Genomic DNA, 19986 nt, shown 5'->3' on the forward strand with positions numbered 1-19986 from the left:
GTCTTCATTGGCGGCAACATACTATGAGGACTGGGTGGTTGCGCCATCAAGAAAATAAAAAAACAGTCTGGCACGCTTGTTATTTGTTTTTAGCGGGTGTACATTTGATTCGACAACAGCACAAAAGCCCGCCGGATGCGGCGGGCAAGAGAGGATCAAATTGGTTGCCAACAACACTAAGGAATTGTCTGCAGCGCGCGCTCCCGGAGTGTCATGGGATGAGCTGGCGGAAGCCGACAGCCGCCCGGTGCCGGAATACCTGAAGCAGGGCTCCTGCCCCGACCTGGGTTCCGAACCGCTGTCGACCGAGCGCTATACCAGCCCGGAATTTTTCCAGCGTGAAAATGACAGGATGTGGCCGCGCGTCTGGCAGTTTGCTGCGCGGGAAGAAGAATTGCGCAACCCCGGCGACGTGGTCGTCTACGAAAACGCGGGCCGCTCCTATGCGCTGACCCGCCAGCAGGACGGCTCGGTCCGCGCCTTCTTCAATGTCTGCCTGCATCGTGGCCGCAAGCTGCGCACCGCCGACGGCAAGGTGGGCGAGTTCCGCTGCCCCTACCACGGCTGGACGTGGAATATCGACGGCAGCCTGAAGACGATCCCGTCGCGCTGGGACTTCAAGCACCTGGATGATGAGCCGCTGAACCTGCCGGAAGCCGAAGTGGCAAGCTGGGGCGGCTTCATCTTCGTCCGCGAAGAGCAGGGCGGTCCCAGCCTGAAGGAATTCCTGGGTGAGCTGCCGCTGCATTTCGAGCGCTGGCTGCCCGAGCGCCGCTACACGACGGCGTGGGTGGCCAAGGTGGTGCCGGCCAACTGGAAGGCGACGGCGGAAGCGTTCATGGAAGCCTACCACGTGATCGCCACCCATCCGCAGATCATGCCCTTCACGGGCGATGCCAACAGCAAGTACAGCCTGCATGGCGATAACGTCAACCTGGCGATCACACCATTTGGCACGACCTCGCCGCACCTGCATGGCGCAGGGCTGGACGAGCAGGCCATCATGGATGCCTTCCTGCGCTACAACGGACGGGTGGTGCCGAAGGACAGCACGATCGAAGTGCCGGCCGGCGTCACCGCGCGGCGCGCCATGGGCGACTTCAACCGCCGCCGCTTTTCGGAAATGGCGGGAATGGACCTTGATCACGCCAGCGACGCCGAAGTGCAGGACGCCTTTACTTATAACGTCTTTCCCAATTTTTCGCCCTGGGGCGGATTCTCGCCGGCCGTGGTGTACCGCTGGCGGCCGTGGCAGGACCAGGACCACACGCTGATGGAAGTACGCATCCTCGGCCTGGTGCCGGAAGGCGAACCGCTGCCGGACGTGGTCCGCATGCAAATGCTGGAGCCGCACCAGAACTGGGCGGAAGCGCTGGGCGTGCTGGGCAGCATCATCGACCAGGACATGGGCAACCTGCCGCACGTGCAGGCGGGCATGAAGCTCTCCAAGACCAAGAAGCTGCAGCTGGCCAACTCGCAGGAAGTGCGGATCCGTCACTTCCATCAAACCCTGGACAAATATCTGGCCGACCCTGGCCACGGAGAAGTGGAATGAAGAGCATCGCAATCACCGCCTATGGTGGCCCGGACGTATTGCAGCTGGAAGAACGGCCGATGCCGGCGCCGCAGGCGGGCGAGGTACTGATCAAGGTCGCTGCTTCCGGCGTGAATCGCCCGGATGTCTCCCAGCGCGAAGGCAACTATCCGCCGCCGGCCGGCATTTCCGACCTGCCGGGCCTGGAGATCGCCGGTGAAATCGTGTGGGGCGACCTGGCCCATGCGGACAATGTCTGGTCGCTGAAAGCGGGCGACAAGGTGTGCGCCCTGGTCGCAGGCGGCGGCTATGCAGAGTACTGCGTGGCGCCCATCGCCCAGTGCCTGCCGGCGCCGCAGGGCCTGTCGCTGGTGGAAGCGGCGGCGCTGCCCGAAACCTATTTCACGGTCTGGAGCAATGTGTTCGACCGTGCCCGCCTGGGCCTGAACGAAGATGGCCAGCCGGAATCGCTGCTGGTCCACGGGGGAACCAGCGGCATCGGCGTGGCGGCGATCCAGATTGCCCACGCGCTGGGCCATCGCGTGTTTGCCACCGCCGGCAGCGAAGAGAAATGCCGCGCCACCGAGAGGCTTGGCGCCGCGCGCGGCATCAACTACCGCACCGACGACTTCGCCGCCGTCGTGAAAGACCTGACCCATGGACGCGGCGTCGATGTCGTGCTGGACATCATCGGCGGCGACTACATCCCGCGCGATATCGACTGCCTGGCGGCCGACGGCCGCCTGGCCCTGGTCGCCGTGCTTGGCGGCACGGAAGCGAAAGTGGACCTGCTTAAGGTGCTGATGCGGCGCCTGACCATCAGCGGCAATACGCTGCGGGCGCGCTCCATCAAGTTCAAGCAGGCCATCGCGCAGCAACTGGTCGAGCACGTGTGGCCGCTGTCGGAATCCGGCCGGATTCGACCGGAAATCCATGCCAGCTTCGGCCCTGGCGAGGCACCGGAGGCGCACCGGCTGATGGAAAGCAACCAGCACATCGGAAAGATCGTCATCGACTGGAGCAAATAGGGAAAGTCACCAGAACCGCCACTTTGCTCACTGCTACTACACCACAAAAACTGAGGAGACCAAGCATGTCGCGAAAGACCACGAAGCGCCAACTTACTGCAAGGCTGGCTGCAGCCTGGCTGGCAATGTACGGAGGCGCCACGGCAGTCCATGCGTCCGATATCGACGTCGGCAACCCTGACCTGTCGGTCCAGTGGGGCAATACGCTGCGCTACAACGTCGGCTGGCGCGCCGAAAACCGCAATCCCGGCTGGGAAACCAGCGGCATCGCCAGCACTCAGGCCAAGTACGACAAGGGCGACGTGGTGGTGAACCGCGGCGACTGGCTGACCGAACTGGACGTGAGCTACAAAGGCCAGGTCGGCTTCCGCCTGTCCGGCGCGGCCTGGTACGACGCCAGCTTTGACAGCAAGGTCGGCGTGCCGCCGGGCCGCGAAGCATTCGGCAACTATATCGGCAACGTCTTCTCCAACTACACCAAGCGCTACTTCCAGGGCCCGTCCGGCGAATTGCTGGATGCCTATGTGTTCGGCAACGTCGATGCCGGCAGCATGCGCGTCAACGTCAAGGCAGGGCGCCAGGTCAACCTGTGGGGCGAGGCGCTGGTGCTGAGCGCGCACAGTATCTCGAACCAGCAGCAGCCGGTGGACGGCCTGAAGGCAGCGGCTTCGCCTGGCGTCGATGCCAAGGAAGTCCAGCTGCCGGTGGGGCAGGTGCATGCCACGGTGCAGGTCAATGAACGCCTGACGCTGGCGGCCATGTACCAGTACGAGTGGCTGCCCACACGCCTGCCGGAAAGCGGCACCTTCCTCGCCAGCTCGGACCTGCTGCTGCGCGGACCGGACCGCGCTTATAACGCGGCGACCGGCGGCTTCCGCGTCAACCAGAAACTGGCTGAACCGCAGGACAACAAGGATTGGGGCGTGAATGCGCGCTACAACTCCGACATCCTGGACGGCATTGTGGGTGTCTATTTCCGCAACTACACGGAAAAGGCCCCAACGCTGAGCCTGGCTCCCACCTTCTATCGCGCTGTCTATGCCAGGAATACCAAGCTGTATGGCCTGAGTATTGCGAAACTGCTGGGTGGCCTGAGCGTGGGCGGTGAGCTGTCCTACCGCCGCCATGCCGCGCTGAAGAGCACCATCCTCAACGGTGCGGACGAAGGCGCGCGCGGCAACACCTGGCATGCGCTGGCCAATGTGCAGAAGCAGTGGGGACAGAACAACCTCTGGAGCTCGCTCAACTTGTCCGGCGAGGTGGCTTTCAGCCATCTCGAGAAAGTCACTTCCGGCGCCACGTTCTTCCGGCCCTGCGCAGCGGGCGCGGACATCAAGCGCACTGGCTGCTCGTCCCAAAACAACTGGGAAGGCACCATCCGCCTGACGCCGGCCTGGACGGCGGTGGCTCCGGGCTGGGACCTGAGCGCAACCACCTCGGTCACCTATGGCCTGAAGGGCAACGGCTCGACCACCGGCAGCGCCAGTGAGCACGCCGGCAGCTGGACGATCGGCGCAACGGCCACCTACAACGGTAAGCACGATATCAGCATCGCCTACAACGATGCGATGTCGCCGGTTGGCCCGCAGCCTGACCGCGGCTGGGTATCGGTGACCTACAAGTATCAGTTCTAAGGTTTTTTCACGACGACCAATACAGAATACTGGAGACAATCATGACCTCGATGTTGAAATACGCCCCGATCGCAGTGCTGCTGGGTGCAGCAGGCCTGGCCCAGGCCGAACCGCCGGCCGACGTGAAACAGCTGGGCAGCACACTGACCCCGTGGGGCGCCATTGCGGCCGGCAATGCGGATGGCAGCATTCCCGCCTATACCGGCGGCCTGACCAAGCCGCCCGCGAATTACGACAAGTCCAACCCCGGCTGGCGTCCCGATCCCTTCCCGGAAGACAAGGCGCTGCTCCGCATCGACGCCAGCAATATGGAAAAGTACAAGGACAAGCTGAGCGTCGGCACGATGGAACTGATGAAGAAATACCCAAGCTTCTACATCGAGGTCTACCCGACGCGCCGCACCGCCGCCTATCCCAAGGAGGTTCAGGACAACACCATCAAGAATGCCTCGCGCTGCAAGGTGATCAACGATGGCGAAGGCCTGGATACCTCGACCGGCTGCGGCCATGGCATCGCATTCCCGATTCCAAAGAACGGCAACGAGGCGATCTGGAGCTTCGGCACGCGCTATCGCACGCCCGCCTATTACCTGAAGAACGTGACCGGCCTGTATGTCAAGCCGAGCGGCGAGATCGTGAAGACTTATGAAGGCCAGAGCTACCGCGGCTGGGACTTCTATGATCCGAGCCAGAAAAATCCGGACCGTTATTATTCGTACAGCTACGAATACAGCGCGCCGACCCGCCTGGCCAACAATACCTCGCTGACCTACGACGATGTGAAGACCGGCGAGCGCGTGGCCTACAACTACAGCCCGGCAACCCGCCGTGTGCGCCTGTCGCCGGACAACTCGGGCGATACGCCGGTGTCGCAGATGGGCGGCGCCATGACCTTCGACGAAGACCAGCTGTTTGCCGGCAAGAAGGACCGCTATGACTGGAAGCTGATCGGCAAAAAAGAAGTCTATATCCCGTACAACAACTTCCGCTTCCAGTATCCCGATCCTAATGGCGAGTGCGCGGGCGAGAAGCGTTTCACGCCTTTCCACCTGAATCCGAAATGCGTGCGCTGGGAGCTGCACCGCGTGTGGATCATCCGCGCCACGCTGAAGGACGGCAAGCGCCATATCTTCAAGCAGCGCGACATGTACGTCGACGAGGACAGCTGGAGCGATGGCCTGTCCGACAACTTCGACCAGAACGGCCGCCTGTTCCACGTCAATCAGCAGATCGGCTCGCCACTGTATGAGGCGCCTGCTCCGGCCGCCACCGACAATATGGTGATCGACATGAACTCGGGCGTGTACGGCTATTCGGGCCCGATGGGCGGCATCGTCCTGACCGAGCCGTGGCCGCGTTCCAAGTTCTCGCCGGACCTGCTGGTCAACCGGAAAATCGTTGTCAAGTAAGCCTGCCATGTCTAACGCTCCATTCGGATACGTATTCCTCGCCGCGGCGCTCCTATGCGGCGCCGCCGCAGCCGGGGAATACAAGGGGCCGCTCGACGTGGCGGCGAAAGTGAATACGGAGTTCGCCCAGTCGCATCGCTTGACGGCCGTTGCCAGCACAGGCAGGAACCTGGTGGCGGTCGGGCCGCGCGGCCATATCCTGACGTCCGGGAATGGCGGCCGCGACTGGACCCAGGTGCCGTCGCCCGTTTCCTCGGACCTGGTGGCAGTGCGCTTCGTCAACGAGAGCGAAGGCTGGGCGGTGGGCCACGACGGCATCGTGCTGCACAGCGTGGATGCGGGGCGCACCTGGGCCCGGCAACTGGACGGGCGGCAGGCTGCCGCTATTGTCGACCAGTACTATAAGCGCGCCGCGGCAGCCGGCGATGAGCAGGCCGTCAAGCAGCAGGATGCACTGGCGCGCTTCGTCCAGGAGGGGGCGGACAAACCTTTCCTGGACGTGCTGTTCCTCACTCCGAAGGAAGGCTTCGTGGTTGGCGCCTTCAATGCAGCTTTCCGCACACGCGACGGAGGGCAGACCTGGGAGCCTTTGCTGACGCGCGTGGACAATCCGAATTCCAATCACCTGTATTCCCTGGCGACCCATGGCGGAGAGCTGTATGCAGCCGGAGAGCGCGGCCTGCTGTTGCGCTGGGACCGCCAGCAGGAGCGCTTTGTCGCGCTGTCTTCGCCTTACCAGGGCAGCTTCTTCGGACTGCTGGATACGGGCAAGGAGCTGGTCGCCTACGGCCTGCGCGGCAATGTCTACGCCACGTCAGACGGCGGCAAGAGCTGGAGCAAGGTCGATACGCCGGCCCCGGATTCAGTGGTAGGCGGCACGAGTCTGGCCGGCGGAAGGTACGTGCTCGTGACGCGCGGCGGGCGCTTGTTGCTCAACAAGGGCGAAGGCAGCGGTTTTGAAAAGCTGGCGGCCCGCCACGCCATGGCGTATGCAGCGGTCACGGCGGCTGGCGGTGAATCGCTTGTTACGGCGGGCTCGGGTGGTGTGCAGGTCGAGACTATCAGCGCCCTGGCGCAGGAGAAATAAGATGGCAGTATCTAGCAAAACGACGGACGCGATGCCGGCAGTACGCGACCTGGCCAGTTTTGACCGGCGCAGCGGCAATGTGCTGGAACGGCTGGTGTTCAACAACCGCCTGCTGTTCCTGGCCATTTGCGTCCTGCTCACGCTGTTCCTGGGTTATCAGGCCCATGGGCTGACGGTCAATGCCAGCTTCGACAAGATGATTCCGCAGGCCCATCCCTACATCAAGAATTACTTCGCCAACCGCGACAAGCTGGGCGGCCTGGGCAATGTGCTGCGTGTGGTCATCGAGAACAAGAACGGCGACATCTTCCAGCCGGAATTCCTGGAAACGGTCAAGAAGGTCAATGATGATCTGTACCTGACCCCGGGTGTGGACCGGGCGTGGCAGAAGTCCATCTGGATGTCCGGCGTGCGTTGGGTAGTGGCCACCGAGGAGGGTTTCCGCGGCGGCCCGGTCATGCCGGACGACTACAACGGTTCGCCGGCCAGCCTGGCCAAGCTGCGCACCAACATCGATACCGCGCGGCTGGCCGGTAACCTGGTGAGCAAGGACTACAAGTCGGTGATGATTATCGTGCCCCTGCTGGAAAAGGATCCGGCGACTGGCAAGGCGATGGATTACGGCGCCTTCTCGCAGGGCCTGGAAAAGAATATCCGTGCCAAGTACAGCACGGCTGGCAAGGTGGATGTCCATATCGTCGGTTTCGCCAAGATGATCGGCGACCTGATCGAAGGCATGATCCAGGTGCTGCAGTATTTCGCCTTTGCCGCCGTGGTCGCCGCTGCGATCATCTATGCCTATACCCGCTGCCCGCGCAGCACAGCCCTGGTTCTGGCGTGCTCGATGGTGGCCGTGGTCTGGTTGCTTGGTGCGCTCAGGATGCTTGGCTTCTACCTCGACCCATACTCGGTGCTGGTGCCTTTCCTGGTGTTCGCGATCGGCGTCAGCCATGCCGCGCAAAAAATGAACGGCATCATGCAGGACGTGGGACGTGGCACGCACAAATACGTGGCGGCACGCTACACCTTCCGCCGCCTGTTCCTGGCCGGCTTCACGGCGCTGCTGGCCGATGCGGTCGGTTTCGCCGTGCTCATGGTGATCGATATTCCGGTGATCAAGGACCTGGCGCTGGCCGCCAGCATCGGCGTGGCGATGCTGATCGTGACCAACCTGCTCCTGCTGCCTGTCATGCTGTCCTTTACCGGCGTCAGCGCGGCGGCGGCTCAGCGCAGCCTGGTCAAGGAAGCGGCCGATGGCAGTGCGCGGCCGGGTGGCTTGATCCGCTTTATCGAGCGCTTTACCACGCGCTCGTGGGCGTCTGGCGCGGTGCTCGCTTCGACGGCGCTGCTGGCAGGCGGTTTCTGGGTCAGCCAGGGCCTGAAGATTGGCGACCTGGATGCAGGCGCGCCTGAATTGCGCGCCGATTCGCGCTACAACCGCGATGTGGCTTACATCAATGGGCATTATGGCTTGTCCAGCGACCAGTTTGTCGTTATCGTCAAGGTGCCGGACCAGATGTGCTCGGACATGACGGTGATGAAGAAGGTCGAGAACCTCTCCTGGCGGCTGCGCGAGGTGGCCGGCGTGCAGACGGTGACTTCGCTGTCCGAAGCGGCTGCCTATTTCATCGCAGGCATGCAGGAAGATAATCCGAAGTGGATGTCCATTCCCAGCAGCCCGAGCATGACCGACGCGGCCGCGCAACTGATCATCACGAATATTCCGGAAGCGGTCGATACCGCCTGTTCCACGATTCCGGTCTCGGCTTTCTTGGCCGACCACAAGGCGGAGACGCTGAAGGGCGTGGTGGCAGCAGTCGAACAGTTCGCTGCCGAGAACGACAACAAGGACATCAAATTCATGCTGGCGGCAGGCCCGGCCGGTATCGAGGCCGTCACCAATATCGTGGTGCATGATGCCAACCGCCTGATGCTGCTGTACGTGTATGCGGCCGTGATCGTGCTGTGCTTTATCACCTTCCGCAGCTGGCGCGCGGTGCTGGTGGCCGTCATTCCGCTGGTGGTGACTTCCGTACTGTGCGAGGCGCTGATGGCGGTGCTGGGCATCGGGGTCAAGGTTGCCACGCTGCCCGTGATTGCGCTCGGCGTCGGGATTGGCGTTGATTACGCTCTGTACCTGCTGTCGGTCCAGTTGCAATTCCAGCGTGCCGGCATGCCGCTCAAGCTGGCTTACCGCAACGCCATGCAGTTCACCGGCAAGGTGGTGGCGCTGATCGGCGTTACGCTGGCGGCCGGTGTGATCACCTGGGCCTGGTCTCCGATAAAATTCCAGGCAGACATGGGGATTTTGCTGACCTTCATGTTCCTGTGGAATATGGTGGGCGCCTTGATCATGATTCCGGCGCTGTCGCACTTCCTGCTGCGCTCGAAAGCGGAAAAGGCGGCGGATGGCGCATCGGAACCAGTGCGCGAAGCCAGAAGCGAGGATCGGACCGGGCAGCGGGGCAGGGCGCCGGCGCCGAAGTTCAGGACTGCAAAATAACCATTAACAGGAGGAGTGCATGTCTATTTTCATGAAGGCCACGATCAAGGTCGATGCCTACAAGTGCCAGGAATTCGTCGATGTGTTGCTGTCGGACCTGGTGCCGGTGATGGAAGAGCAGGGCTGGAAGCTGCACGGCTGCTTCGTCGAGCGCTTCGGCCCGATCAAGCCGGCGGTCGTGGTCGACATCTGGGAAATGGAAGATATGGCCCATGTGGAGCGCGTGATGCGCGGCGATTCCTACCGCAGCGATCCCCGCTACCAGCGCGCGGTGCCTGTGATGAAGGCCGCGGTGATCGAGGAAAGCCTGACCTTCATGGAAAAGCGCGGCGGCGCGCTGGCCTGCATCTACGAATAAAGGAGGAGATACCATGCTGGACGCCAAACTGCCATCATCCCTCGCACCCATGCGGCAAAAGCTCTCGTCGCTGGGCGAAATCTTCCAGATCGCTTTCGTGCCGGCCGATTTTGACGCCGCGCTGCGCTTCTGGACCGAAACCATGGGCGCCGGGCCTTTCTTCCTGCTGGAACACATCCAGGCGGAAAACAGCAAGTACCAGGGCGAGCCCGCATCTTTCGACTTCAGCGCCGCCGTCGGCTACTGGGGCGACCTGCAGATCGAACTGATCCAGCAACACGACGACAAGCCCTCGATCTACAGCAGCTGGCTGCAGCAGGGCATGCAGGGCGTGCACCACGTCTGCGTGGCCGTGCAGGATATGACCGAAACGCGCAAGGTATGCGCCGAACTGGGTGCGACCGTGCTGCAGGAAGCCCAGTTCCGGGGCGGCAGCGCCGAAGTGATCTATGTCGACACTCACGGCGGCCCAGGCACCATGGTCGAGTTCTGGAAGGGCGACGACGCCGGCCGCAAGTTCTTTGCCAGTGTGCGTGAAGCCGCCCGTAATTGGGACGGCAGCAAACCCTTGCGCCGCAGGGGCGAGTGGTAATGCCTCAGCGCATCATTTCCCTGGCCTCCGGGGTGATGCCGGAGGCCACTCCCTTGCAGACTGTGCAGGCAGCCGGCGCGGCCGGCTTTGACGCGGTGGGGATCTGGATTGAGCCGGCGAAATGGACTGCGCAGACCACACGGGAAGTGCGCCAGGCTGTGCGCGACCATGGCCTGCAGCTACTGGATGCCGAAGTCATCTGGCTGCGGCCCGGTCCTGCCAACCCGGATCATTTGCGCGCAATCGACATCGCCGCCGAAATCGGTGCGGCCAACGTGCTGGTGGTCAGTTCCGATCCCGATGCAGCAGCCACCGCGAGCAAATTTGCTGCGCTGTGCGAGTACGCACGTCACATGCCCCTGCGCATGGCGCTGGAATTTGGCGCCTTCACCGACGTGCCGGATCTCGAAGCCGCCGCCGCAGTCCTGGAGCATGCGGCGCAACCGAACCAGGCCTTGCTGGTGGACGCCTTGCACCTGCAACGTTCGGGGGGGCAAGCCGAGCGTCTGGAGCGCCTGCCGGCGCAATGGTTCAGCTATGCCCAACTGTGCGACGCGCCCCTGTCAGGGCCGAGTGCCACCGATCGTGCGGCGATCCGGGCTGAAGCTGTCGATGGCCGCCTGTGTCCCGGCGCCGGCGAGCTGCCGCTGCATGGCTTGCTGAAGGCGTTGCCCCCAGACCTGCCGCTCAGTGTCGAAGTGCGCTCCAGGCAGCTGCGCGACGACTATCCGGACTTGGTCACACGGGCGGAGATCGTGCAACGGGCGACCCGCCAGTGGCTGGATGAAATGAGCCGCTGCCCCGCATAATAATTCCTTTGCTTTTTACGCTCACACGGTGTAAAACATTCAAAGTGAACTGTTTTTTGCGAGGCGCCCCTCAGAGGGCGCCGGCAATCAGGCGCAATCCATGGTGTGGAGACAAGCATGGTAATCGTTAAATGCATACTTGGTGGTTTCGTATTGTCGCTGGCGGTCAATGCCGGAAACACGGAATCCGGGTCCAGTCCAGCGCAACAGGCGGCGCCTTCCGCTACCAGTTATCCCCCCACGGTCGACATGGGCCAACTCTTGCTGCAGGCATCCCGTTACTGAGCCGCAGCGCGTTACGCACACGCAAAAAAAAAGCAGCTGGTACGATTGTTTTCAGTATGATTGCGGCTATGTGACTATTCCGCAATCGAGGAACCATCGTATATGAGCAATCAATTGTCGACCGCAATCCAGGAACTGGCGCCGGAAGGACTGGCGCCGGCCAATCCGAACAGCCTGCAGGAGCAGAAGAGCACCAGGATGCGGGAAACGATTCTGGAAGCTGCGCTCGACTGCCTGGCCGAGCATGGCTATGCCAACACCACCCATAACCTGATCTGCCAGAAGGCGCAGATTTCGCGCGGCGCGCTGCTGCACCACTATCCGTCCAGCCAGGACCTGATGGTAGCCGTCATCGACTATGCGTTCTACAAGCATATGACGGCCTTCAGCGCCATGGTTGCCAGCCTCAGCGAAGAGAGCCGCACCGACCGCAATACGGCAATCGCGATCGACTGGCAAATGTGCCAGAGCAGGGAAATGACGGTCTACCTGGAAATGCGCACGGCATCGCGCACCAATAGCGAACTGCGCGCGATCTTCATCCCGCGTGCGCGGCATCACGACCTGGTGTGGAAGGAAGAACTGCTGAAGGTCTTCCCGGAGTGGCGCGACGATATGCGCAAGCTCGACCTGACGCGCCGCCTCACGCGTTCGATCATCGAAGGCATGACCATGAGCCGCGAGCTGTGGCGCGACAACGACACCGAATGGACGCTGGTGGCCTTCGCGGCCGACATGATCCGCAAGATTCGCATCGATGAACTGAGCTTCCCGTCGCCGGAAACTGTGGAAGCCTTCAAGCAGGCGGCATCGGCCAATTCGAAGCCGCCACGCAGCGTGGCCCGCAAGGCTCCGGTGGGACGGCTGCGCAAGAAGGCGGCCGCCTGAGTCACTGACCCAAGTCAGGCTGCGGCCAGGGCCGCATCCTTGGCCTTGGCCGACATATCGGCCAGCCGCGCCGCAGAAACCGCGACGCCGCTGGCAATGAACTGCTTGCCGGCGACGAAGTCCAGCGGCGAATTCATTGCCTCGACCGCCACCACGCGGTCGCCGTCCAGGTGGTAGACCGCGAATTTCCGCAGTTCCGCGCTGCCGCGCATCACTTGCCGGTCGGCCGTGAACGGCAGGCCGGCGATCTGCAGCTTGGCGTCATACTGATCCGACCAGAACCAGGGTACATCGGCGGCCGGCCGCGGCTTGCCGACAATGGCGCAGGCAGCCTGGCGCGCCTGTTCCAGCGCGTTGGGCACGCTCTCCAGCCGGCACATCCTGTCCCCATAGACGGGCAGGGGGCGCCAGCTCAGGTCGCCGATGGCGAAGATGGCAGGGTCGCTACTGCGCCCGTCGCCGTCCACCACCACGCCATTGCCGCATTCCAGGCCGCAGGCGCGCGCCAGCGCATCGCGCGGCACGGCGCCGATGCCGACCACGGCCACGTCGCACTCCACCCGCCGTCCATCCTCCAACCGCACAGTGCTTACGGCGCGCCCGCCTTCGAAGGCGCTCACATCGGCGCCGCAAATAACCTGCACGCCTTGCTCCGCGTGCAGGTTTTCGTAGAATGAAGCCAGGCTCTCGCTTGCCACTCGCGCCAGCAGCCGGGCTTCCCGTTCGATCACGGTGACGTGCAGCCCGAGTTGCCGCGCCGAAGCCGCCACTTCCAGGCCTATGTAGCCGCCGCCGACTACGGCTAGCCGCCGGCCGGGCTGCAGTGCCTGCTGCAGGCGCAGGGCGTCGTCGATGCCGCGCAGCACGAGGATGTTGTCCAGGCCGGCGCCCGGCGCCGCCAGCAGGCGCGGCGCCGCACCCATGGCCAGCACCAGGAAATCGTAGTGCAGTGTGTCGCCATTGGCCAGCGTGACGCTGCGGCCGGCGCGGTCGATCGAGCTGACGGTCTGGCCAGTGCGGATCTCGATACTCTTTTCCTCGTAGTAGGCGGGATTCTTCAGGAAGAGCGAAGCTTTGTCCGCCGTCCCCTTCAGGAAGGCCTTGGACAGCGGCGGCCGCTGGTAGGGCAGGTAGGCTTCGTCGCCGACGATGCATATGGGACCGACGTGCCCTTGTTCCCTTAGCTGGGCGGCCAGGGCGCCACCGGCATGGCCGGCGCCGATAATGATGACTTTAGAATCTATGGACATGATTCACCTGTATCAGACTGGGTGCGGCGCTCAAACGGTGTGCGCCGTGGCGAGACTGGCCCGCGCCGGATTGACATCGGGGTCGTTGGCGTCGAAGGGACTGATCGCGTGGCGGCGTGGCCACAGCATCAACGCGACGATGCAGGACAGAAGACAGAAGAAGGACGGATAGAGCGCCGGATACTGCAACGAAAAGCGGGACAGGTAAGTCAGGATGATCAGCGCCGTGCCGCCGAAAATGGCGATCGGGATGTTGTAGGCGGTCGCCAGGCCGGTATAGCGCACCTGGGCCGGGAAGGAACGTGCCATCAGGGTGAGGGACAGCGCCATGGCGCCACCGCCGCTGATGCCGAGCACGATGAAGGGCGCGGCGATGCCGGCAACGCTGTCCTGCCGGAAGGCCCAGAACACGGCGGCAATGGTGATCAGCTGGAAGACGATGTACGCGGCGCGCAAGGAAAGGATGCGCCAGGACACCAGCACGCCGCCAAGCACATTCCCGACCATGGTGAAGGCAATGAGCAGCGTCTGCATATTGGCGATTTCCGCCATGGGCAGATGTTTCATCGTCACGAAGAAGGTGATGGGGAACTGCTGCAGCGACGCGGCCGTGACTGTTGTAGTGGCGGCCAGCACCATGCTGGCGAACAGGTTGAAGCGATGTTCCGCCATCAGTACGGCAAAGGGCGGGCGCTCGGCCAGCATCAGGCGTGCCTTCATCTCTTCGAAGACTGGCGTTTCGTGCGTGAAGCGGCGCAGATAGACGGAGATCAGCCCGAACAGGCCTCCCAGCACGAAGGGAATGCGCCAGCCGTAGCTCATCATCTCATCCGGGCCCAGCAGGTTGGCCACCGTGCTGACCACCACCGAGCCGGCGAGCGAGCCGAGGCAGACGGTCGATGCCAGCACGCCGAGGGCGAAGGCGACGCGGCGTCCACTGACTTGTTCCGACACGAAACTGATGGCGCCTGGCAATTCGCCGCCCAGCGCGAGGCCCTGCACTAACCGGCACAGCAAGAGCAGCAGCGGCGCCCACACACCGATCTGTGCATACCCGGGAAGCAGGGCGACCGCCAGCGTGGGTGTCGCCATCAGCGCCAGGGTCAGCGTGAAAACGCGCTTGCGGCCGACCAGGTCGCCAAACTGGGCCATCACGATCCCGCCCACAGGACGGATGAGAAAACCTGCTGCGAAGATGCCGAAAGTTTGCATCAGGCGCATCCATTCCGGCATGTCGGGCGACGAGAAGTTCTTCGTGATCTGCGGCGCGAGGAAGACGAAGATGATGAACTCGAAATATTCCAGCATCCCGCCCAGCGAGGCGACCGCAAGGGCCTTGAACTGCTCGCTCGGTGACAGGGTGACGGGAGCTTGTCTCATATGGTTATTTTGCATCGGCGGTGGCTCCGGTAATCATTCATTCCTGGTTTTGGCCCAGGACAGGCCGCGGCGCAGCAGTTCGTAATACACGGGGTTTTCCCATGAGCACCGTTCGACCTGCGGATAGTATTCCATCATGGGCTGCAGGTCATGGTGGCCGCGGCAGTGGCCCAGCGTCAGGTACATGACGGCGCCCTTGTCGAGCTTACGCTGGTAGAGCACGGGATGGCGCTGTTTTTCCCACTGATTGTGGACGAAGCGGCCGGCCGGGCCTTCGAATTCAGCGTCCAGCAGGACTTCGATCGGCGCGTAGACTTCCGAAAGGTACAGTTCGTCCACCACTTCGAAGGGCTCGATGCCTTCCACCATCGGGTGCTTTACGCCCGTTGGCCAGACGGTGTAGGGACCGATGGGCGGATGGGCCCGGAACATCGATCCCAGCGTTTCCATGAACAGCGGCGCCGTGCAGGGCGTATCGATGCTGCCGTTTTCAAGGAAGCGCAGGATCGAGTTGGTGCCATGCAGGGCCAGCCAGCGTCCGCCACGGTTGAGGTAGTTGCGCAGGGCGACCTGCTGCTCTTCTGTGGGCGTGACATCGCAGGTGTAGCTCACGAGAAAGTCGGCCGCCGTGATCGCTTCCAGGTTCGCATAATCCTCGAACACGCGGACCCGGACGTTTTCATCTTCGGCGAGCAGCTTCAGCAGTTCGAGGCGGGCAAAGTCGATGTCATGCCATTTCCCGCCCGCAATCAACACGCAGTTCAGACGCACGGCTGGGGCTCCTTAATGCTGCACGCGCTTGGTCATGCCCCCATCGATCACCAGGTTGGTGCCGGTGGTGAAGGCGCTGAGGGGAGAAGCCAGGAAGGCGACGGCATCGGCCACTTCGCGTGCTTGTCCAAGACGGCCGAGCGGCACCTGGGTCAGGGTCTTTTCATAGAATTCCGGCCGGCCCTGCTTGATCTTGTCCCACGAACCGCCCTCGATGAACACCGGGCCGGGCGATACCGTGTTGACGCGAATGCGCTTGGCCGCCAGGCTGTGCGCCAGCGCACCGGCATAGTTCGTGACGGCGGCTTTCAGCGCAGCGTAGGGCTGGGGGCCAAAGGCCGGTTCGATGGCGACCGTGGTCGAGATGACGATAATTGCCGCGTTGTCGGATTTTTCCAGGGCGGGCAGGGCGGCATCGATGCCGCGGTAGGTCGCCAGCAAATCCAGCTCAAACGCGGCCTGCCAGCGCTCTTCGTTGGCGGGGCCGCCGCCAGCGGAGCCAAAGCACACGAAGATGTCGCAGCCGCCGAGGCGTTCGCCGGCACGCACTACCCAGTCGCGGTAAGCCGCGGCGTCGGCGAGGTCGACGCTTTCGCCTCGTGCATTCGCGCCCTGGCTCTGTATGTGATTAACTGCCTGGTCCACGCCCGCCTGGTCGCGTGCACATAATTCGATGGCGCAACCTTCCGCCGCCAGTACCTCTGCAACAGCACGCCCGATGCCTTTGCTGGCGCCTGCGAGAATTGCCCGTTTGCCCTTCAGTTGGAGATCCATGGTGTGTTTTTCCTCTGGTGTGACGAAAGTGTCATTGCAGTCTATACCTCAATCTAAAAACCGTCCAGCTTGTTTTTTAGTTGCGCAAAAATGTGTGGCGGCGTGTAGAATAAAACCGTTCAAACCGCTTGTTATTTGCACGGTTGATGAGTAGAGTGTGAGGAAGAATTCAAGAATCGTTATCGCTAAAGCAGAGGAGACATGCCATGAGTGAACAAGCGACGTTGGATCCGACGTCCGATCAACAAGAGGCCGAATCGGCGAGCGTCGACTGGGCAAAATTGCGCCGCGAGTCGGGCAACGCGCTGCGGCGCCGTACGATCACTCACATCAAGAACCGCACCACCGACCTGGCCGAAGGGCCGATGCTGGTTGATCCGGCCGTCTATACTGACAGCGCACGCCACGAGCAGGAAAGGCGCGTGCTGTTCCGCGAGCGCCCGGTGCTGGCGGCCCTGAGCTGCGACTTGCCTGCGCCCGGCGATACCTTCCTGTTCGATGAAACGGGGCCGTCGATCCTGCTGGTGCGCAACAAGGAGGGCAAGGTCAACGCCTTCCTGAATATGTGCATGCACCGCGCGGCCAAGCTGGTTACCGAGCCCAAGCGCAAAGTCCGCATGAGCTGCCGCTTCCACGGCTGGACCTTTGACCTGGACGGCAAGCTGGTGGGCATTCCCGGCGCGGAAGGCTTCAAGGGCATCGAGAAGGAAGAGCGCAGCCTGATCCCGGTGCCGGTCGCGGAATGGCACGGCCTCATCTTCGTACGCGCGGTGCCGAATGGCGAACCAATCGATGTCGAAGCCCACCTGGGCAAGGACTTCGCCCGCGAGCTGGCGCACCTGGAACTGGCGCAGGCGCGCCCCATGAAGTCGACCAGCTTCGGCGTCAACGCCAACTGGAAGTACGCGATGGACACCTATGGCGAAGGCTACCACTTCGCCACGCTGCATCCGACCAGCATTGGCGCGCTGGCCCTGTCCAACATCATGAGCTACGACAACTACGGCCCCAACCACCGCATGGAAATGCCGCGCGCCGAGTTCCTGGAGTATAGCGACAAGCCGGAAGAGGAGTGGCCGGATACCACTTACAACGGGCTCTACTACATCTTCCCGAACGTGGTCATCAACGTGAACAGCATCAAGGGCGGCAAGCAGTTCTATGGCATTTCGCGCATCTTCCCGAACGACAAAGTCGATGAAGCGACGACCGTGATCACGACCTACAAGCCGGCCTCGATGAAGGAATTCGACGAAGAGGAGCCGTGGACCGAGATGCACGACTTCATCGTCAAGGTCGTCAGCACGGAAGACTATTCCGTGTCGCAGGAAGGGCAGCACAATATGATGTATGCGCCGCCCGGCTTCAAGCCGGTGCTGGGCGCCAACGAACTCGCGCTGCAGAATATCCACCGGCACATCAGCAGGCTGCTCGAGGAAGCCGGCAACTAAGCTTCACCTGCCGCACCCGGCAGGCCCGGCCGCCGCTGCATTGGCGGCCGGGTGAAGGTCTGGCCGGAATTGCGGATTCGATTTGATTTGCTTTGCCTTTTCCAAGATATTCATGTAAAACATACAGGCTGTCCGGTTTTATTTGCGGCGGCCCGCCACCGAGGAAATCATGACTACAGAATTGAAGACTGCAGAAGAAGTAGTGGCTGCGCCAGCCGCCAGGTTGAAGAGCGGGCTGTCCCGGGAGCAGCTGTTGAGCGCCTACCGGCAGATGAAGCTGATCCGTGAATTCGAGGAACGCGTCAACACCGAATGCCTGGCCGGCAAGATTCCCGGCTTCACTCACCTGTACAGCGGACAGGAAGCAGTGGCCGTTGGCGCCTGCGAGCATCTGGGTGAAGCTGATTACATCATCAGCACCCACCGTGGCCATGGCCACTGCATCGCCAAGGGATGCGATGTGGTCGGCATGATGAAGGAACTGCATGGCCGTCGCGATGGCTTGAATGGCGGCAAGGGCGGTTCGATGCACATCGCCGATGTGGCCAAGGGCATGCTGGGCGCCAACGGCATTGTGGGGGCCGGTTCGCCGATCGCCCTCGGCGCGGCAATCGCGTGCAAGCTGCGCGGTGAGGGCAAGGTGGCCGCGTCCTTCGTGGGCGATGGCGCATCCAACCAGGGCACGGTATTCGAAGCCATGAACATGGCGGTGGTGCTGCAAGCGCCCAAGATCTTCGTCTTCGAGAACAACGGCTACAGCGAGCATACGGGCGCTTCCTACGGCATCGGCTGCGACGACGTGGTCAAGCGCATCGAAGGCTTTGGCATCCCGGTTTTCGAAGCGGACGGTTTCGATTTCTTCTCCGTGTACGAGGCGATGCGCAAGGCGCTGGAAATCGCTCGCAATGGGGGCGGGCCGGTCGCGCTGTATTGCACCACCATCCGTTATTTCGGCCACTTCGTCGGCGACCCGCAGAACTACCGCGCCAAGGATGAAGTGCAGCGCTATCGCGACGAACACTGCTGCCTGCAGAATTTCCGCGAGCGCATGCAGGCCAGCGGCGAGCTGGATGCAGCCAGCCTGGACGATATCGATGCCGAAATCGCGGCGCTGATCGAGCGCGCAGTGACTGAAGCGCGTAACGCGCCGCGTCCGCAGCCGGAAGACCTGTTCAAGAACGTCTACGACCACTACTGATTTGAGCCACAGCCATGACTACAAAGACAATGCGGGAAGCCATCAACGAAGCGCTGCACCAGGAGATGGCGCGTGACCCTTCGGTGATCGTGATCGGTGAAGACGTATCGGGCGGCGCCGGCGGCACCTCCCGCCAGCGCGATGCAGCCGGCGGCGTGTTCGGCCTGACCAAGGGCCTGCTGCCAAAATTCGGCGAGCAGCGCGTGATCGATACGCCTATCAGCGAATCCGCCATCATCGGTGCGGCCAATGGCGCCGCCCTGGCCGGACTGCGTCCGGTGGCGGAGATCATGTTCAGCGATTTCGTTGGCGTCTGCTTCGACCAGATCCTGAACCAGGCGGCGAAGTTCCGCTATATGTTCAATGGCGCCAAGGCGCCGCTGGTGGTACGCATGACCGTGGGCGCCGGTCGTAGCGCGGCGGCCCAGCATTCCCAGACCATGCATTCCCTGTTGACAGCCATCCCTGGCATTAAGGTGGTGATGCCGTCCAACGCCTATGACGCCAAGGGCTTGCTGCTGGCGGCCATCCGCGACGACGACCCGGTGATGTTCCTGGAGCACAAGATGCTCTACAACGATGCCTGCGATGTGCCGGACGGCGATTACACGATCCCGTTTGGCGAGGGCGTGCTGGTGCGCGAAGGCGAACACGTTACCGTTGTGGCGACGGGACAGATGGTCAAGCTGGCCGCCGGCGTGGTGGACAAGCTGGCAGCGGAAGGCATCCGCTGCGACCTGATCGATCCGCGCACCACGTCGCCATTGGATGAAGAACTGATCCTGGAAAGCGTGGGCGAGACCGGCCGCCTGGTCGTGATCGACGAGTCTTCCCCGCGCTGCGGCCTGGCCGCGGACATTGCAGCGCTGGTGGCAACCAGGGCTTTCTCCAGCCTGCGCGCGCCCATCGCGACCGTGACGCCGCCGCATACTCCGGTGCCGTTCGCGCCCGAACTGGAGCGCGAGTACCTGCCGGACGCCGCGCGTGTCGAACGTGCGATCCGCTCCGTGGTGGCCCATTAAGGGGGATGAGATC

Annotated in this window: 17 protein-coding genes; 13 read left to right on the forward strand and 4 right to left on the reverse strand. The window is 62.7% G+C overall.

Going from position 1 to position 19986, the window contains the following annotated elements:
- The first annotated feature begins 160 nt into the window (after positions 1-160).
- The 10 genes from ACHMW6_RS11075 to ACHMW6_RS11120 all read left to right on the forward strand — a co-directional run bounded on the left by ACHMW6_RS11075 (position 161) and on the right by ACHMW6_RS11120 (position 12127).
- Entirely contained in the window at positions 161-1555 is a 1395-nt protein-coding gene (locus ACHMW6_RS11075) for an SRPBCC family protein (protein ID WP_395407133.1), read from the forward strand.
- Positions 1552-2562 (forward strand): NAD(P)H-quinone oxidoreductase, encoded by a 1011-nt coding sequence (locus tag ACHMW6_RS11080; protein ID WP_395407134.1) that lies wholly within the window; start codon positions 1552-1554, stop codon positions 2560-2562. The genes ACHMW6_RS11075 and ACHMW6_RS11080 overlap by 4 nt, the downstream gene beginning before the upstream one ends.
- A gap of 65 nt (positions 2563-2627) precedes the next feature.
- Entirely contained in the window at positions 2628-4196 is a 1569-nt protein-coding gene (locus ACHMW6_RS11085) for a DUF1302 domain-containing protein (protein WP_395407136.1), read from the forward strand.
- Positions 4197-4237: 41 nt separating this feature from the next.
- A complete protein-coding gene (locus ACHMW6_RS11090) occupies positions 4238-5605 on the forward strand; it encodes a DUF1329 domain-containing protein (protein WP_395407137.1) in 1368 nt (455 codons plus the stop codon).
- A gap of 7 nt (positions 5606-5612) precedes the next feature.
- Complete coding sequence (locus ACHMW6_RS11095; protein ID WP_395407138.1) at positions 5613-6692, forward strand: WD40/YVTN/BNR-like repeat-containing protein; 1080 nt, start codon at positions 5613-5615, stop codon at positions 6690-6692.
- 1 nt (position 6693) lies between these two features.
- Entirely contained in the window at positions 6694-9195 is a 2502-nt protein-coding gene (locus ACHMW6_RS11100; protein WP_395407139.1) for an RND family transporter, read from the forward strand.
- A 19-nt stretch (positions 9196-9214) separates the two neighbouring features.
- Positions 9215-9553 carry a hypothetical protein gene (locus ACHMW6_RS11105; protein WP_395407140.1) on the forward strand — a complete coding sequence of 113 codons (339 nt, stop codon included), beginning with the start codon at positions 9215-9217 and terminating at the stop codon, positions 9551-9553.
- Positions 9554-9566: 13 nt separating this feature from the next.
- Positions 9567-10145 carry a VOC family protein gene (locus ACHMW6_RS11110; protein WP_395407141.1) on the forward strand — a complete coding sequence of 193 codons (579 nt, stop codon included), beginning with the start codon at positions 9567-9569 and terminating at the stop codon, positions 10143-10145.
- Positions 10145-10954 carry a sugar phosphate isomerase/epimerase family protein gene (locus ACHMW6_RS11115; RefSeq protein ID WP_395407142.1) on the forward strand — a complete coding sequence of 270 codons (810 nt, stop codon included), beginning with the start codon at positions 10145-10147 and terminating at the stop codon, positions 10952-10954. Before ACHMW6_RS11110 ends, ACHMW6_RS11115 begins: the two co-directional genes overlap by 1 nt.
- 387 nt (positions 10955-11341) lie before the next feature.
- Entirely contained in the window at positions 11342-12127 is a 786-nt protein-coding gene (locus ACHMW6_RS11120; RefSeq protein WP_395407143.1) for a TetR/AcrR family transcriptional regulator, read from the forward strand.
- Between the two features lie 14 nt (positions 12128-12141).
- Here ACHMW6_RS11120 and ACHMW6_RS11125 read toward each other — a convergent pair whose 3' ends face one another.
- The 4 genes from ACHMW6_RS11125 to ACHMW6_RS11140 are packed head-to-tail and all read right to left on the reverse strand — an operon-like array spanning position 12142 to position 16302.
- Positions 12142-13377, reverse strand: a complete 1236-nt coding sequence (locus ACHMW6_RS11125) for an NAD(P)/FAD-dependent oxidoreductase (protein WP_395407144.1) — start codon at positions 13375-13377, stop codon at positions 12142-12144.
- A 30-nt stretch (positions 13378-13407) separates the two neighbouring features.
- Positions 13408-14757 (reverse strand): MFS transporter, encoded by a 1350-nt coding sequence (locus ACHMW6_RS11130; protein ID WP_395407145.1) that lies wholly within the window; start codon positions 14755-14757, stop codon positions 13408-13410.
- Between the two features lie 33 nt (positions 14758-14790).
- Positions 14791-15528 carry a ThuA domain-containing protein gene (locus ACHMW6_RS11135; protein WP_395407146.1) on the reverse strand — a complete coding sequence of 246 codons (738 nt, stop codon included), beginning with the start codon at positions 15526-15528 and terminating at the stop codon, positions 14791-14793.
- A gap of 12 nt (positions 15529-15540) precedes the next feature.
- Entirely contained in the window at positions 15541-16302 is a 762-nt protein-coding gene (locus ACHMW6_RS11140; protein ID WP_395407147.1) for an SDR family NAD(P)-dependent oxidoreductase, read from the reverse strand.
- A gap of 206 nt (positions 16303-16508) precedes the next feature.
- On the opposite strand from ACHMW6_RS11140, the gene ACHMW6_RS11145 reads away from it, so the two are divergent.
- The 3 genes from ACHMW6_RS11145 to ACHMW6_RS11155 all read left to right on the forward strand — a co-directional run bounded on the left by ACHMW6_RS11145 (position 16509) and on the right by ACHMW6_RS11155 (position 19973).
- A complete protein-coding gene (locus ACHMW6_RS11145; RefSeq protein ID WP_395407149.1) occupies positions 16509-17753 on the forward strand; it encodes an SRPBCC family protein in 1245 nt (414 codons plus the stop codon).
- Between the two features lie 271 nt (positions 17754-18024).
- Positions 18025-18951 carry a thiamine pyrophosphate-dependent dehydrogenase E1 component subunit alpha gene (locus tag ACHMW6_RS11150; RefSeq protein WP_395408581.1) on the forward strand — a complete coding sequence of 309 codons (927 nt, stop codon included), beginning with the start codon at positions 18025-18027 and terminating at the stop codon, positions 18949-18951.
- Positions 18952-18965: 14 nt separating this feature from the next.
- Positions 18966-19973, forward strand: coding sequence for an alpha-ketoacid dehydrogenase subunit beta (locus ACHMW6_RS11155; protein ID WP_395407151.1), 1008 nt, complete (start codon positions 18966-18968; stop codon positions 19971-19973).
- The last annotated feature ends 13 nt before the right edge of the window (positions 19974-19986 follow it).

Source organism: Pseudoduganella sp. UC29_106, assembly GCF_044055365.1.
In the GTDB taxonomy this organism is placed as follows: domain Bacteria; phylum Pseudomonadota; class Gammaproteobacteria; order Burkholderiales; family Burkholderiaceae_D; genus Rugamonas.

Coding starts and splice junctions, on each gene's coding strand:
- ACHMW6_RS11080 (WP_395407134.1), top strand. CDS start 1,552: ATGAAGAGCATCGCAATCACCGCCTATGGTGGCCCGGACGTATTGCAG.
- ACHMW6_RS11085 (WP_395407136.1), top strand. CDS start 2,628: ATGTCGCGAAAGACCACGAAGCGCCAACTTACTGCAAGGCTGGCTGCA.
- ACHMW6_RS11090 (WP_395407137.1), top strand. CDS start 4,238: ATGACCTCGATGTTGAAATACGCCCCGATCGCAGTGCTGCTGGGTGCA.
- ACHMW6_RS11095 (WP_395407138.1), top strand. CDS start 5,613: ATGTCTAACGCTCCATTCGGATACGTATTCCTCGCCGCGGCGCTCCTA.
- ACHMW6_RS11100 (WP_395407139.1), top strand. CDS start 6,694: ATGGCAGTATCTAGCAAAACGACGGACGCGATGCCGGCAGTACGCGAC.
- ACHMW6_RS11105 (WP_395407140.1), top strand. CDS start 9,215: ATGTCTATTTTCATGAAGGCCACGATCAAGGTCGATGCCTACAAGTGC.
- ACHMW6_RS11110 (WP_395407141.1), top strand. CDS start 9,567: ATGCTGGACGCCAAACTGCCATCATCCCTCGCACCCATGCGGCAAAAG.
- ACHMW6_RS11115 (WP_395407142.1), top strand. CDS start 10,145: ATGCCTCAGCGCATCATTTCCCTGGCCTCCGGGGTGATGCCGGAGGCC.
- ACHMW6_RS11120 (WP_395407143.1), top strand. CDS start 11,342: ATGAGCAATCAATTGTCGACCGCAATCCAGGAACTGGCGCCGGAAGGA.
- ACHMW6_RS11125 (WP_395407144.1), bottom strand. CDS start 13,377: ATGTCCATAGATTCTAAAGTCATCATTATCGGCGCCGGCCATGCCGGT.
- ACHMW6_RS11130 (WP_395407145.1), bottom strand. CDS start 14,757: ATGAGACAAGCTCCCGTCACCCTGTCACCGAGCGAGCAGTTCAAGGCC.
- ACHMW6_RS11140 (WP_395407147.1), bottom strand. CDS start 16,302: ATGGATCTCCAACTGAAGGGCAAACGGGCAATTCTCGCAGGCGCCAGC.
- ACHMW6_RS11145 (WP_395407149.1), top strand. CDS start 16,509: ATGAGTGAACAAGCGACGTTGGATCCGACGTCCGATCAACAAGAGGCC.
- ACHMW6_RS11150 (WP_395408581.1), top strand. CDS start 18,025: ATGAAGCTGATCCGTGAATTCGAGGAACGCGTCAACACCGAATGCCTG.
- ACHMW6_RS11155 (WP_395407151.1), top strand. CDS start 18,966: ATGACTACAAAGACAATGCGGGAAGCCATCAACGAAGCGCTGCACCAG.